12 protein-coding genes are annotated in these 12,417 nt (G+C 62.4%); 7 read left to right on the forward strand and 5 right to left on the reverse strand.

Annotation, left to right across the window (positions count from 1 at the left end):
* Complete coding sequence (locus IVB54_RS17510; RefSeq protein ID WP_018455158.1) at positions 1 to 1,374, forward strand: PleD family two-component system response regulator; 1,374 nt, start codon at positions 1 to 3, stop codon at positions 1,372 to 1,374.
* A gap of 241 nt (positions 1,375 to 1,615) precedes the next feature.
* On the opposite strand, the gene IVB54_RS17515 is transcribed toward IVB54_RS17510, so the two are convergent.
* Positions 1,616 to 1,987: a hypothetical protein gene (locus IVB54_RS17515; RefSeq protein ID WP_085384430.1), complete on the reverse strand. Its 372-nt coding sequence runs from the start codon at positions 1,985 to 1,987 to the stop codon at positions 1,616 to 1,618.
* Positions 1,988 to 2,269: 282 nt separating this feature from the next.
* Between IVB54_RS17515 and IVB54_RS17520 the strand changes: the two genes are divergently transcribed.
* Positions 2,270 to 2,461, forward strand: coding sequence for a hypothetical protein (locus IVB54_RS17520; RefSeq protein WP_085386298.1), 192 nt, complete (start codon positions 2,270 to 2,272; stop codon positions 2,459 to 2,461).
* A gap of 438 nt (positions 2,462 to 2,899) precedes the next feature.
* On the opposite strand, the gene IVB54_RS17525 is transcribed toward IVB54_RS17520, so the two are convergent.
* On the reverse strand, positions 2,900 to 3,508 hold the full coding sequence (locus tag IVB54_RS17525; RefSeq protein WP_085384428.1) for a TetR/AcrR family transcriptional regulator: 609 nt from the start codon (positions 3,506 to 3,508) through the stop codon (positions 2,900 to 2,902).
* A gap of 129 nt (positions 3,509 to 3,637) precedes the next feature.
* Between IVB54_RS17525 and IVB54_RS17530 the strand changes: the two genes are divergently transcribed.
* Complete coding sequence (locus IVB54_RS17530; RefSeq protein WP_247777389.1) at positions 3,638 to 4,876, forward strand: MFS transporter; 1,239 nt, start codon at positions 3,638 to 3,640, stop codon at positions 4,874 to 4,876.
* A 406-nt stretch (positions 4,877 to 5,282) separates the two neighbouring features.
* Here the strand turns inward: IVB54_RS17530 and IVB54_RS17535 are convergent, their stop codons facing one another.
* Positions 5,283 to 5,660: a PRC-barrel domain-containing protein gene (locus IVB54_RS17535; protein WP_018455153.1), complete on the reverse strand. Its 378-nt coding sequence runs from the start codon at positions 5,658 to 5,660 to the stop codon at positions 5,283 to 5,285.
* A 1,140-nt stretch (positions 5,661 to 6,800) separates the two neighbouring features.
* Here IVB54_RS17535 and IVB54_RS17540 point away from each other — a divergent pair.
* The 3 genes from IVB54_RS17540 to IVB54_RS17550 all read left to right on the forward strand — a co-directional run bounded on the left by IVB54_RS17540 (position 6,801) and on the right by IVB54_RS17550 (position 7,878).
* Positions 6,801 to 7,019 (forward strand): hypothetical protein, encoded by a 219-nt coding sequence (locus tag IVB54_RS17540; protein ID WP_085351389.1) that lies wholly within the window; start codon positions 6,801 to 6,803, stop codon positions 7,017 to 7,019.
* A 203-nt stretch (positions 7,020 to 7,222) separates the two neighbouring features.
* Positions 7,223 to 7,444 carry a hypothetical protein gene (locus tag IVB54_RS17545; protein WP_026232889.1) on the forward strand — a complete coding sequence of 74 codons (222 nt, stop codon included), beginning with the start codon at positions 7,223 to 7,225 and terminating at the stop codon, positions 7,442 to 7,444.
* A gap of 53 nt (positions 7,445 to 7,497) precedes the next feature.
* Complete coding sequence (locus IVB54_RS17550) at positions 7,498 to 7,878, forward strand: hypothetical protein (RefSeq protein WP_018455151.1); 381 nt, start codon at positions 7,498 to 7,500, stop codon at positions 7,876 to 7,878.
* Between the two features lie 251 nt (positions 7,879 to 8,129).
* Here the strand turns inward: IVB54_RS17550 and IVB54_RS17555 are convergent, their stop codons facing one another.
* Positions 8,130 to 9,047, reverse strand: a complete 918-nt coding sequence (locus IVB54_RS17555; protein WP_085395626.1) for an NADP-dependent oxidoreductase — start codon at positions 9,045 to 9,047, stop codon at positions 8,130 to 8,132.
* A gap of 369 nt (positions 9,048 to 9,416) precedes the next feature.
* Complete coding sequence (locus IVB54_RS17560; protein WP_247296504.1) at positions 9,417 to 10,229, reverse strand: aminoglycoside phosphotransferase family protein; 813 nt, start codon at positions 10,227 to 10,229, stop codon at positions 9,417 to 9,419.
* Positions 10,230 to 10,441: 212 nt separating this feature from the next.
* On the opposite strand from IVB54_RS17560, the gene plsY reads away from it, so the two are divergent.
* Positions 10,442 to 11,125, forward strand: a complete 684-nt coding sequence (gene plsY, locus IVB54_RS17565; RefSeq protein WP_085395627.1) for a glycerol-3-phosphate 1-O-acyltransferase PlsY — start codon at positions 10,442 to 10,444, stop codon at positions 11,123 to 11,125.
* Positions 11,126 to 12,417: the final 1,292 nt, after the last annotated feature.

Raw genomic sequence — 12,417 nt, forward strand, 5'->3', positions numbered from 1 at the left:
GTGTCCGCGCGTATTCTCGTCGTCGATGACGTCCCTGCCAACGTCAAGCTGCTCGAAGCCCGCCTGTCCGCCGAATATTTCGACGTGATGACCGCCGCGAACGGCACCGAGGCGCTGGCGATCTGCGCCCGCGCCGAATGCGACATCATCCTGCTCGACGTCATGATGCCGGACATGGACGGTTTCGAGGTCTGCCGCCGGCTCAAGACCGATCCGGCCACGCATCACATTCCCGTCGTGATGGTCACCGCGCTCGACAGCCCGTCCGACCGCAACCGCGGGCTGGAAGCCGGCGCCGACGATTTCCTGACAAAACCCGTCTCCGATGTCGTGCTGATCGCGCGCGTGCGCTCGCTGACCCGGCTGAAGATGATGACGGACGAGCTGCGCATGCGCGCCATCACCTCGCTCGAGATCGGCATGCAGGCGCCCGAGCGCAGTGCGATCTCCGACACCGGCAAGGGCGGCCGTATCCTGCTGGTCGACGACCGCCAGTCCTCCTATGAGCGGCTGGCGACGATCCTTGCCGCCGAGCACACCATCGACGTCGAGCCGAACCCGACGGAGGCGCTGTTCCACGCCGCCGAGGGCAATTACGATCTGCTGATCGTCTCGCTCGACCTCAACAATTTCGACGGCCTGCGGCTGTGCAGCCAGGCGCGCTCGCTGGAGCGCACGCGGCATGTGCCGATCCTGGCGATCGCCGACCCCGAGAACGCGACGCGGCTGCTGCGCGGGCTCGAGATCGGCGTCAACGACTATCTGCTGCGTCCCATCGACAAGATCGAGCTGCTGGCGCGTGCCCGCACCCAGATCCGCCGTCGCCGCTACACCGACCATTTGCGCGACAACGTGCAGAATTCGATCGAGATGGCGATCACCGACGCGCTCACGGGGCTGCACAATCGGCGCTACATGGAGAGCCATCTCGCGACGCTGGCCGAGCAGGCCGCAACGCGCGGCAAGCCGCTGGCGCTGATGATTCTGGACATCGACTACTTCAAGTCGATCAACGACAATTACGGCCACGACGCCGGCGACGACGTGCTGCGCGAATTCGCCGTGCGGGTGCGCAAGTCGATCCGCGGCATCGACCTTGCCTGTCGCTACGGCGGCGAGGAATTCGTCATCGTGATGCCGGAGACCGATCTCCACGTCGCGGGCATGGTCGCCGAGCGCCTGCGCCGCTCGATCGCCGGCGAGCCCTTTGCGATCCACAAGGGCACCAAGCGCATCGAGGTCACGATCTCGATCGGCCTGACCACGCTGGAGCAGAAGGGCGAGGCGGTTGGCGACGTGCTCAAGCGCGCCGATACCGCCCTGTACCGCGCCAAGCACGACGGCCGCAATCGCGTGGTGTCGCACGCGGCGTGAGGCCGCTGGCACACGCCCGCGTAAAAAAACGCGAAAACAACCCCATGCACAGTAGCCGACACTAGTCGGATCAATGGCTTACGTCGGCTGCAAAACGGCTGATGCGCACAGCATTGCCGTTTGACTCGTCGGGCAAAACAGGAGCATCCTGCTAGCATCCAACATCCACAAACTCTGCTGTCATCCCGCTAGCGAGGAATCCGGCACGCCACGGCGAACAAGCGGGCGTCCACCCTTCAGGTCAGGGAGGATAGGGCTCCGACCATTCTGCCTTGGCCAGGGCCGCGCCCGTGCTGGACTTCGCGATGACCTCATAAGTGTACAGGCCGGAATTGCAGGGGCCCCAGGTTCGCAAGCTCTCCGGCTTCACGATGTTGTCTGAAGGAAATGGGATCTCCTGGCCCCCCATCTCGTAGTTCTTCTCTCTGCGAAACTTGACGACGATCGTGCGCGTGCCGGGCGGAACACTCTTCATCTTGATTTCGGGATTGGGAAAGACGGTGGTGCAGGGCCGCGGAGGTCCAAACGTGAATTGGATCTTCATCTCGTCGGCCCAGGCCGGGGTGCAGATGATCAGAAATGAAATTGGCAGCAACGACGAAAATCTAATCATGGGCACGCCCCAAAAAAAACCAGTGTATCGGCAGGGCCGCCTGATGCCAAGTTTACTCCATGTCTCGCCCTCGCAGCCCTAGGCCTCGTCCACTCCCTTCAGGACGTCACAGAAAGGGCCCGCCGTAGCGGGCCCTGTGGAGATGGAGAAAGTCCGGGTCACTTCTGATCGACGTTGCTGGTCCCTGAACCGGGCGTACCGATCGGCAAGCCGTTCGCCGCATGACCGACGCCAACACCCGGCGCACTGACGGCTCCTGGAGTTTGATCCTGTGGAAGCGTCTTGATCCCCGTTCTTGCCTGCTCCGCGGGGCTCATCTGGTTCTTGTTGTCGCTGTTGGCGCCGTTGGTGGACGTGATACCGGACCTGTCGGTCCCGTTTGGCGTGCCCGCCTGTGTCGATCCTGACGCGGTGTTGCCCGCGCCGGTGGTGGTCGGTGTGCTCGCGGTATTCCCGTTCGGCGTCGGGGGCTGAACGTTCGGGTTGGTTGGAGAGTTGTTGGTGTGAGCGCCGGTTGAGGTTCCGTTTGTGCCCATGCCGGATGGCGCCGAGTGGCCTCCATTGGCGGCGCCAGACGTGCCAGTGCCTGCGCCTGAGCTGGCGGATGATCCGGACGCGCCGCCGCTCGCAGCTGCGCCACCCGCGCCTCCGCCGCCACCACCTCCGCCGCCGCCTTGTGCGAAGACGGGAGCGGCAACAGCGAAGGACAGTGCGGCTGTAAGAAGAAGCGATTTTCGATTCATGACCTTCTCCGGTGTAAAGAAGGTCAACTACGCCGAAATGACGATGGTTCCTCTCAGTCCACTCGCTTCAAGAGATCGAAGGGTGAAGCACGGCAAACGGACCTTGCGGTGCGTGCTTTCCGATCCGTACTTCTTGCGGCGAGCGGCGGGTTCTGATGTTGCAGCTGCTTCAGGGATGCCGGGCCGGCCGCTTGCCTCGCTTCACCGTAGTCTGATCTCCCACCGTCACCCCCGCATTCCGCAGCAGCACCGTCGCCGCTTCCTTCGCGGCGCGGGCCATTGCGGGGTCGTCGCGGACGAGGTCCTGCGCGATCGAGCCGTCGACCAGCAGCACAAGCTGCGTTGCGAGTGCCTCTGCGTTCGCAACGCCGAGCTCATTGAGGCGATCGCGAAACCAGGTGCGGCGGCTTTCCTTGAAGGCGATGGCAATCTTCTTTACGGCGCGGTCCGCCGGGCCAAGTTCGGCGACGGCATTCACGAACGGGCAGCCGCGAAAATCTTTTGCGGCGAAGCGGCGCTCCAGCGAATCGAAGGTGGCGAGGATCTGCTCGGCCGGGGGCTTGTCGGAGGGGCGGGGCTGCACGAAGCGGCGCTCCAGGTAGGCGGCGATCAGCGCGTCCTTGGAGGGGAAGTGGTTGTAGAGCGTGCGCTTGGAGATGCCGATCTCGGCCGCGATGGTGTCGACGCCGATGGCGCGAATGCCCTGAAGATAGAACAGTTTGTCGGCGGTCTCGAGAATCCGCTCTTTCATCGTCTGTGGGGCGGGCGGGGGAGCCATGCGGCGGTGAATGTCCTGTTTGCTTGACAGCGCACGCTATTCATAGCCTAAGTACACAGGTCTGTGTAACCAAAATCAACTGATATTGCAGACGACGGCGCTCGCGCCGCGCCGATGAGGGAGACAAAAATGCCCCTGTTGCAGGTCCTGCGCCCGACATTGCCCATCCTGATCGGCGCCTCGATCATGCTGACGCTGAGCATGGGGCTGCGGCAGAGCCTCGGCATCTTCATGCAGCCGCTGACCCACGACATCCATCTGTCGATCTCCGATTTCACGCTGGCGCTGGCCGTGCAGAACCTCGCCTGGGGCTTTCTCCAGCCGCTCGCCGGGGCAATGACCACGCGCTACGGCTTCCGTCCGATCATGATCGCAGGCTCGTTCATGTACATCGCGGGCCTGGTGCTGATGGCAACCGCGAACGGTCTCGTCGCCATCATGATCGGCGCCGGCGTGCTGATCGGCACCTCGCTCGCCTGCACCGCGGCGGCAATCGCGATGTCGGTGGCGGCGCGCGCGGTGCCCGCGACGGTGCGTTCCACCGTGCTCGGCATCGTCTCCGGCGCGGGCTCGCTCGGCGCGCTGCTGTCAGCGCCGATCGGGCAGATGCTCAACGAGGGCTTTGGCTGGCGCATTGGGCTGGCCGGCTTCGTGGTGATGTCGGTGCTGATGATCCCGGCGGCCTGGTATGCCGGGCGCGTCGACGCGGTCCCGCTGCCGAAGCCCGCGACTGACGAGATCGTCGATGCCACGGCGATGATTGCAGCGAAGACCGCCTTCGGCAATGCGTCCTTCGTGGTGATGACCTGCGCCTATCTCGTCTGCGGCATGCAGCTCGTGTTCCTCGCCACGCACCTGCCGTCCTATCTCGCGATCTGCGGCCTCGATCCGATGCTGAGCGCGCAGACGCTCGGGATGATCGGCGGCTTCAACGTGCTCGGCTCGCTGTTCTTCGGCTGGGCCGGCCAGCGCTGGAACAAGCTGGCGCTGCTCGGCGGCATCTACGTCCTGCGCTCGCTGGCGCTGGCCTGGTACTTCATGTTGCCGGCGACGCCTGCCTCGACCTTGCTGTTCGGCGCAATCATGGGCTTCCTGTGGATGGGTGTCGGACCGCTGGTCGCGGGCGCGGTTGCCGAGATGTTCGGCCTGCGCTGGCAGGCGATGATCCAGGGCCTCGCCTTCATGAGCCACCAGATCGGCAGCTTCCTCGGTGCCTACGGAGGCGGGCTGCTCTACGACGCGCTCGGCTCGTACACGATGGCCTGGCGCATCGGCGTCGCGCTGGGGCTGGCCGGCGGCATCATCCAGGTCGCGTTTGCGCTGATCCGGCCGTCGCAGCCGCCGGCGCCGGTGTTGCGGACGGCGTAGGCGAGGCGTCCAGCGGCTTGAGCGAACTTCGTGGAGCGCGGCATCATCAAACGGAGTGGTACCGCTGCCCCGATCAGTGCCCAGCGCCGCGCCCAATTTGGGACTTCCGTAATTGGTGCGAAGCGGACCTTCACGGTAATGCCCGCTGGGCGCCGCTTGAACCCATTGCTGACTCTAGAGAGAAGCTGAGCAAAACCAATGAGCGACATCCTCCGCCTCCGATGCGGGCGGCAGGCGTTGTTCGCTGCAAGGCTCATCAATCAAAACTGCCTGAACTTCGCTGGACGGTGTCCAGCGAAGCTCAATGCTGGTATGGGTCGGAAGATCGATCCGACAGCATCCACGAGGGTCGCCGATCAATTCAGCTGACACTCACGATTGGAAAATTCCGGCGCGTCGTCTGGCGTTATAGGCCACCTCGCGCTTCCCAGTAAGTGGGTGTCCCATAATACCGGTGGGTTCGCGTTTCCCAATCTCGATCCTGCCAGGAGTCATCGCTGAACTCCGGCGCATCCCTGAGCTGTTGCTCTGTGATATTGGTTCGGAAGCCCTCGATCGACGTATCATACGTCAGAGCGCTCCATGGAATGGGGTAGTGGCTGTGACCCAAGCCAACAAATCCGCCGAAGCTCATGACTGCATAAGCTACGCGGCCTGACACCTTGTCGATGATGAGGTGATCAATCTCACCGATATTCTTTCCATCTGCTCCATACACCTCGGTTCCCTGAATGTCTTCGCTCGAGATGCAGTGATGATCCGGGTGGGCCGTTGCGCGGGCCATGACTTTGTCTCCCTCACAGGTGATTTTGGCGGCTTAACTTGGCAGCTACGAGGACGTTCCTGCGTTGAGCGCCGCAGCGCCAAATCGACGCGATTGGTCCGTAGCTGACCTACGGAGCGCGGCCAGTCGAGGACCGCTAGTGGGCCCAAAGCGGACTCCAGCGCATCGCGCTGCCCCTGAGGGAGTAGCGAAGCCTCGAATAGCCTTGGAGCAACTTATGGGCGCACTTTCGTGACCGAGCCCGTTAACATAGTTAAATTGATTTGCTGGTTTTTCCCGATAGTTTTTTGCGCAGGGGAGAACATTCATGCGAAGCTCTCGCGCAATCCTTTATGCCCAACGACTTAGCGAACTCACCTCTCAGCTCTCAGAATTGGAATATATTCGAGGTCTAGTCGAAGAAGCAGAGCGAAGCGCCCGCAGTGTGCCTCCATTACGCTTGACACATCCTGCTTCGCGCCGCCTTCGAACTCGTGAACCAGGCGCCCTGTCTGTCCGCTTCCGTCGCCGCGCGCCACCAAGCTGGAATGCAGGCCCTATCAGCCCCTGACAACGACAACCAAGTCAATCGGACTTTGCTGGAGCCATTCCCCGACGGATGGTGGGCTTCCTCCTAAAACCTCTCCAAGCGCTCGCCTTCACTCCTGCTGAGAAGGAGGGGACGAGAAGCGCCAGCAATGATAAGCGACTTCGCACATTGATACGCATCGCCGGCCGAGGGTCTAACCGTAGGCGTCGGTGGCTGAGAGACAATTCCGCGCTCCCGCCTGCATGTTAGGAGCGCAAAATGGCCGAAGAATTCAGCGCCGAGACACGTGCCTGCTCGAGCGAGCCAACGAACCATCGCTCAAAGTCGTCACTTAGCCACGGAACATCGCCCACTCGTCCCTGAGTGCGAACTAAATCTCCGACACAGGCTGCTCAACATAGTCGCCCTGCATACTGATGACCGGAGATTGCCGGGTCCGCGCACCTGACGACGCTTGAGGGCTTCGGTCCGCTGCCCCTGAGGAAGTTCCGAAAAGTGCGAAGCCGGACGAAACTTATTGTCGCACTTTGTGACCGGACTTATTAACATGGTTCAATTGATTTAATAATATTTAAGGTATTTAATCTCTGCGCCAGCTCCGGAGAGACCCCATGCCCGACGAAGACGATGACCGCCGCGAATTTCTGAAGACCTGCGGAAAGTTCGCGGTGGTGACACCTCCAGCCATAACGCTGCTGCTCTCCACCTCCCTCACGTCCGATGCAATTGCTAAATCGGGTGCGAGCGCGGTCCATCACCACGGCAACAATGGCTGGGGTAACGGCGGCGGCGATGGTAGTCCCAACGGCAAGGACGACAGAGGCCGCTGAACATTTGTAGGCGGAACGGCAGTTTGGAACGACTCGTCAGTTACCAAGTTTTCCCAATGCCCATCCCCAAGTGGGTGATTCAGTCGGGCCCCAGCTCTTCCCCCATTGCCCCCCGGGAGCTGGGGCCCATTTTGTTGCGCCTTCCGGCGCCGGTTTCGGAGCTTCGACAACATTCAGTCATGAAGCAACAAGGAGGGATCCGCATGCCGATCCAAGTCGTGATGGACAGTACCGGCGACAGCCGTCACTTTTTCGACGCCAACGATGCACGAGAAGTAGCCAAGGCGGAGCAGCGATTCCGCGAGCTGAGGAACGTCGGCTTCACCGCCGCGGTCCGGACCGGTTCAAATCAGGTGTCGCAGATCCGATCGTTCGACCCCACTGCGGAAGAAACTCTCTTCTTCCCCAGGCTGGTCGGCGGCTGAATCGCTGAGCGGTGTGGCTGTTCAGGCCGTCCCGGCCGGGTGAACGCTCACGGATGAGGGCTGCAAAGGCGCTGTTCATTAGACACGGCGCCGAGAGCACTCCCGAAGGACGCGCGCTGCTGCTGCTGCGGCATTGCCTCTCGCCCCTCCAGCGGCGGCAATTCACGCAAACAGGCTATTTCGATGTGGTCGGCGGCGATACGGGCAACCGCTATAGGATCTATGCGGGAGCGGCTGCGAATGTCTGCGAGATCGGCGAAAACGGTCGCCCAAAGATCGGCTTGTGCTTCCTGCCCGTTGGCGATCTTCCGATTGGCGACGTCATGCTGGCCCAGAAGATCGCGCTCGAAACGTGCGAGGCCAGCGCGCTCGCAGTAGCCCGAAAGTTCACTCCCAGCGGTTTCTTGTTCAGCCGGTCCCGCCCGCTTCGCTAGCCGCGGTGTTGCGTCAGTCAAGTTTGGGCGTCGGTGACGTCTCCCATTGGCCCATCTGCGACCTCGAAGGCCTTCAGGTCTGCGGCCGATGTTGGCGGTAAACCGGACATCTGGCGGGCGGCCGCTTAATGAGTACACGCCCTGGCAGGGCGGAAGCGCATGCTTCGTCTCCATCGCGGCGGATAATCCAGCGGGCATCCGAGCTGCTGGTGATCGCCGGCCGGTCGCGCGCATCAATGGGCGTGCGTCTCTCAGGGACGAATGTGGATAATCGTATTCCCCTTGCGTCGCTTGGTCGGATTTAACGCGGCGACGGCATCATCGAGGGTCGAGACGTTGCCGATGTTCGTCCGCAGTCGTCCGTCCCGCACCCGCCGTACGATCTCACTCAGTTGGGCTCGATCGGACTCGACGACGAAGTCGACCGCCAGGCCATCGGAGGGCCGCGTCTCGGCCGGCCCCACGATCGTCACCAATGTTCCTCCGGCTCGGATCAGTGCTGCGGATCGCTTCTGGATGTCACCGCCGATGACATCGAAGACCAGATCGACTTTGCCCACGTCCTTCAGGGTATCGTTGTCGAGGTCGACGAACTCCTTCGCGCCGAAGTCGAGCACCGTCTGACGGTCGGCGGCGCGTCCAGAGCCGATGACGTAGGCGCCGGCCTCTCGTGCGAGTTGCGTCACCATCGATCCGACTGCGCCGGCCGCGCCGTGTGCGAGGACGCTTTGCCCCGCCTGAAGGCGGCCGTGTTGGAACAGCCCTTGCCACGCCGTCAGGCCCGAGATCGGCAGACTCGCACCTACCGTAAAGTCGACGTCGCCCGGCAGCGGTGCAAGGTTGCGTGCCTCGATCGCCACATACTCGGCCAGCGTGCCGTCGCGATACCAGTCCGCGAGGCCGAACACCCGCTGTCCGACTGATAGTCCCGTTGTGCCATATCCGAGGGCGGAGACCACTCCGGCCAGCTCGTGCCCAGGGATCGACGGTGTTCGGTCACGTTCGAGGCGATCGGTCCAGGTCGAGGGCCACGCCAGCTCAGTCGGTACAAATCCCGACGCATGAACCTGAACGACGACGTCGTTTATCGCTGCCTGCGGCTCGGGCCGGTCCATGAGCTTCATCCCGGCCCTTCCTGCGGCCTGGTCCGTTACAACGATCGCCTTCATGGGAATTATCTCCTCGGTCATTTGTCTCTTGGGCGAATAATGCAAAGAGCGTGGACGCACCGGCATCCACAGAATGTCAGGCTGTGTGGAACTCGTGTCTTCGTGTCCGCAATCTCCGCTCTCCGCATTGACCGGGGCTCCCACTCATCCTGATGGATAGGGATCGCTCCGGTCGCCGGTCGTCAGCGAATAGATGCGTTGCGCCCGGCTATAAAACAGGACCAAGAATGCCGATTTTGGCTGTACCAAGCGCGAGGGCCGCCTCCCGATACAACCCGATTGTGCCAAACGGCTCCACTGGCTGCCGAGATTTGCTCGGTGATCGAGAGCGCCTTGAGACGGCGAACAGGAATCGAGGTTGCGGACGGTTCAGTCTTTCGCGCGCAGCCCCGCTTCGATGCGCTGGATCAGTTGCTCCCGCAGCGCAGGCACCACGTTTCCGAGGACGACGAAGGTGCGGACGATAGGCAAATACGGCTCCATTGCCGCCGTCAACTCCGCCAGAGACATGCCGGCCAGCCGCGCATATTCGGATTGCGCCGCCGCATTGGTCGCGCGCGGCCGCTCCGGATTGTCGGCTATTTTCGGGCCGAGCTCGGACAGGATGACATGCAAGAACCCAAGATCGAGGGCGGCGGGCCCGCGCATCGCGAAGGTCCAGTCGACGAGCTTGGGGCCTTCCGCAGTCATGATCACGTTGCCGGGGCTAAGGTCGCAATGGCAAAGCCCGCCGCCGGTCGACAGGCGATCGATCAGGGTGAGGATGTCAGTGGCGACGTGCTTCGGGACCTTGCCGTCGTCGTGCCGCAACTCGCTCTCCATATACGCGCGCATGGAGGGGAGCTCCGGCGGTGGCGACGTCTTGTGAAGAGACATGGCCAGAGCCGCGATGATCGCGCCCGCCTGTTCGAACGTCACCGCGCCGGTGCGCGAGAGATGCCGCAGGGTCGGTCCGTCGAGGCGCTCCAGCACGATGCCGAAGCGCCCGTCCAGCGTCACCTCTCCCAACACCGCCGGCACGGGGACGCCGGCGGCGTGCACGGCGCGGATCATGCGTACCTCGTGTCGGCCGAGCAGATGAGAGACGCCGGCCTTAAACAGCTTCACGACCTGACCGGGCGCCCAGGCGTAGGCCTCGGAGAAGGCGCCTTCACCGATCTTTTCCCCCAGCGATCCCTGCATGTCCGTTCTCCGCCGCGCAGATGAAACACCGGCGGCGAGAAAAAAGGAACCCTTCCCGTCGCGGGGGCAGCCGGACATTATCATCGCGTTTCAACCTGCAGAGACCTTCGATCGCAGTCGCAGCCTCGGGGCCGTGATCGGCCACTTGTGACGTATAGCGGTCAGACGAAGTCGGGGATAAAACAGCGTTCAGGAAACTGGATCCAAAACCCATGGCTTTTTGGACAGCGGGCGCGGTTGGGTTGTTGATCGCCTATCTCCTTGGCTCGGTCCCCACGGGCCATCTGGCGGGGAAGCTGCTCAGGGGCATCGACATCCGAAGGCATGGCTCCAAGTCCACCGGGGCAACGAATGTCTTGCGCACTCTCGGCAAGGGGGCTGCCTTGTTCGTGCTCGTCGGCGATGTGCTGAAGGGCGTGGGTGCCATCATCGTCGCGCGTTCGTTCTGCCCTTGGCTGTACGCGGAAATATCCCCGCCGCCGACAGCGTCTGATCTGCATGTCTGGGTGCCATGGGCTGTTTGTCTGGCTGGACTTGCTGTGCTGTTGGGACATAGCCGATCGATCTGGCTGAACTTCACGGGCGGCAAGTCGGCTGCCGCGGGGCTCGGTGTGTTGCTGGCGATGTCTTGGCCCGTCGGATTGGGGGCTGCAGCCGTCTTTGGCCTCGTGCTGGCTATGACCAGGATCGTTTCCTTGAGCTCGATGCTCGCGGCTTTGACGTCAATCGTTCTTGTCTGCGCGGTCGAGCACCCATTGCCGTATCGGTTGCTGGTGATCGGAGGCGGCCTCTACGTGATCATCCGCCATCGTGCCAACATCCAAAGGCTTTTGGCGGGAACGGAGCCGCGTCTGGTTCGAAATGGCCAGGGTACGAAAGCGGAAGTGCAGGTTTAGCAGACGACTTATTTGCCGCGCTTATTGAGGTGCAGCAACGCTCAGTTGTCGAACGGCGCTGAGCGATATCAATTCACAATAGCGAACCCAACGGAGGGAACATGGCCTTCAGATCAGCGAGCTTTGTCCTCAACGCTGGAACATGGGAGGCCAAGGTAGGAGACCGTCCGTTTCACGGTTATTACTCATCCATACTGACCAGCGAAAATGGACAACTGAGGATTATCGAAGAAACGGTTGCAGTCGCAGCGCCCTGATCGTCTCGGTGATCAGCCGAAGCGGGAGCGCATAGCGGAGGCGACAGTTCCAGAAGCACGCTTCCTCGCGCTCTCGTGCCCCGGCGCAGCGCGGCGCTTCTTTAGCGGTGCGTTGCAGAGCCGGGGCCCAGTCGCTGGTTGTATTGTGTGGCTTTCTGGGTCCCGGTTCTGCGCAGCAACGCTTGCGCGTTGCAGCGCGCCCGGGACACGCGAGCGCCCAAGACGGGCCAGAAAAAGCCCATTCAAGCTCCGTGACGTCCGCGAACTTACGACAGGAGAGCTAAGTTCAACTGCGCCAGAAAGCCGGCGGACGGGATGGACTAACGCGTGCGTCCTGACCGCTTGAGATCGGCGACCTTAAACCTGTTGCCGGCGGCCAGACTGCTGCACAACCAGTGAGCCTTGTTTCGGTTGTCGCCCAGGAACGTCCTGGTTTCGACGCAGTCCAGGTAGGATTTGTGGGTGATGGTGTCTCGGCAGGTCGGCGAGAAAGGTCCGTAGTCTATGTTGCCGCCCGACACGCTGCATCCAACCCAGGGATCTTTGCCGCTTGGGAAGCTTGATGCACAGCCACCGTTGCAGCTGCTGGCGACTTTCTCCAGGCTGGCAATCCTCCCCATCACAGAACCCGGCGCATACGAAGGCGTTCGCGCGACTGACGTTTGAGCTGTTGAGGCAGTCCGACGCGGCGCAATTGTGTTTGCTCCTCGCTCCGACACGTGCGGCCTTGCCACCTGTTTCGGCGCGTCGACCGTGACGGGAGGAATCGTGGCGGCGGAGCCGGTTGGGATTTGCGACGCTGCCGGCGCGCACAGCAAGACGGTCGACAAGACAGCGATGGTTGAAGGCACGACAAGGCTTGATGCGAATCTCATGACCATGTCCTTCCAAATCCGGACGGAAATTTCCGCCCGGCAAGTGCACGGTAACATACATTCGGGAGCGAGCAACCGAAGGTTGAAAAAAATCTGGCCATGACTCGCTGTGCCCAGCTCGCAGCGTAGCGTCACGTCCACGGGGCGCTGCTGCGTATCC

The organism is Bradyrhizobium sp. CW1, assembly GCF_023100665.1.
GTDB classification, from domain to species: domain Bacteria; phylum Pseudomonadota; class Alphaproteobacteria; order Rhizobiales; family Xanthobacteraceae; genus Bradyrhizobium; species Bradyrhizobium canariense_D.

Coding starts and splice junctions, on each gene's coding strand:
- IVB54_RS17515 (WP_085384430.1), bottom strand. CDS start 1,987: ATGATTAGATTTTCGTCGTTGCTGCCAATTTCATTTCTGATCATCTGC.
- IVB54_RS17525 (WP_085384428.1), bottom strand. CDS start 3,508: ATGGCTCCCCCGCCCGCCCCACAGACGATGAAAGAGCGGATTCTCGAG.
- IVB54_RS17530 (WP_247777389.1), top strand. CDS start 3,638: ATGCCCCTGTTGCAGGTCCTGCGCCCGACATTGCCCATCCTGATCGGC.
- IVB54_RS17535 (WP_018455153.1), bottom strand. CDS start 5,660: ATGGCCCGCGCAACGGCCCACCCGGATCATCACTGCATCTCGAGCGAA.
- IVB54_RS17540 (WP_085351389.1), top strand. CDS start 6,801: ATGCCCGACGAAGACGATGACCGCCGCGAATTTCTGAAGACCTGCGGA.
- IVB54_RS17545 (WP_026232889.1), top strand. CDS start 7,223: ATGCCGATCCAAGTCGTGATGGACAGTACCGGCGACAGCCGTCACTTT.
- IVB54_RS17550 (WP_018455151.1), top strand. CDS start 7,498: ATGAGGGCTGCAAAGGCGCTGTTCATTAGACACGGCGCCGAGAGCACT.
- IVB54_RS17555 (WP_085395626.1), bottom strand. CDS start 9,047: ATGAAGGCGATCGTTGTAACGGACCAGGCCGCAGGAAGGGCCGGGATG.
- IVB54_RS17560 (WP_247296504.1), bottom strand. CDS start 10,229: ATGCAGGGATCGCTGGGGGAAAAGATCGGTGAAGGCGCCTTCTCCGAG.
- plsY (WP_085395627.1), top strand. CDS start 10,442: ATGGCTTTTTGGACAGCGGGCGCGGTTGGGTTGTTGATCGCCTATCTC.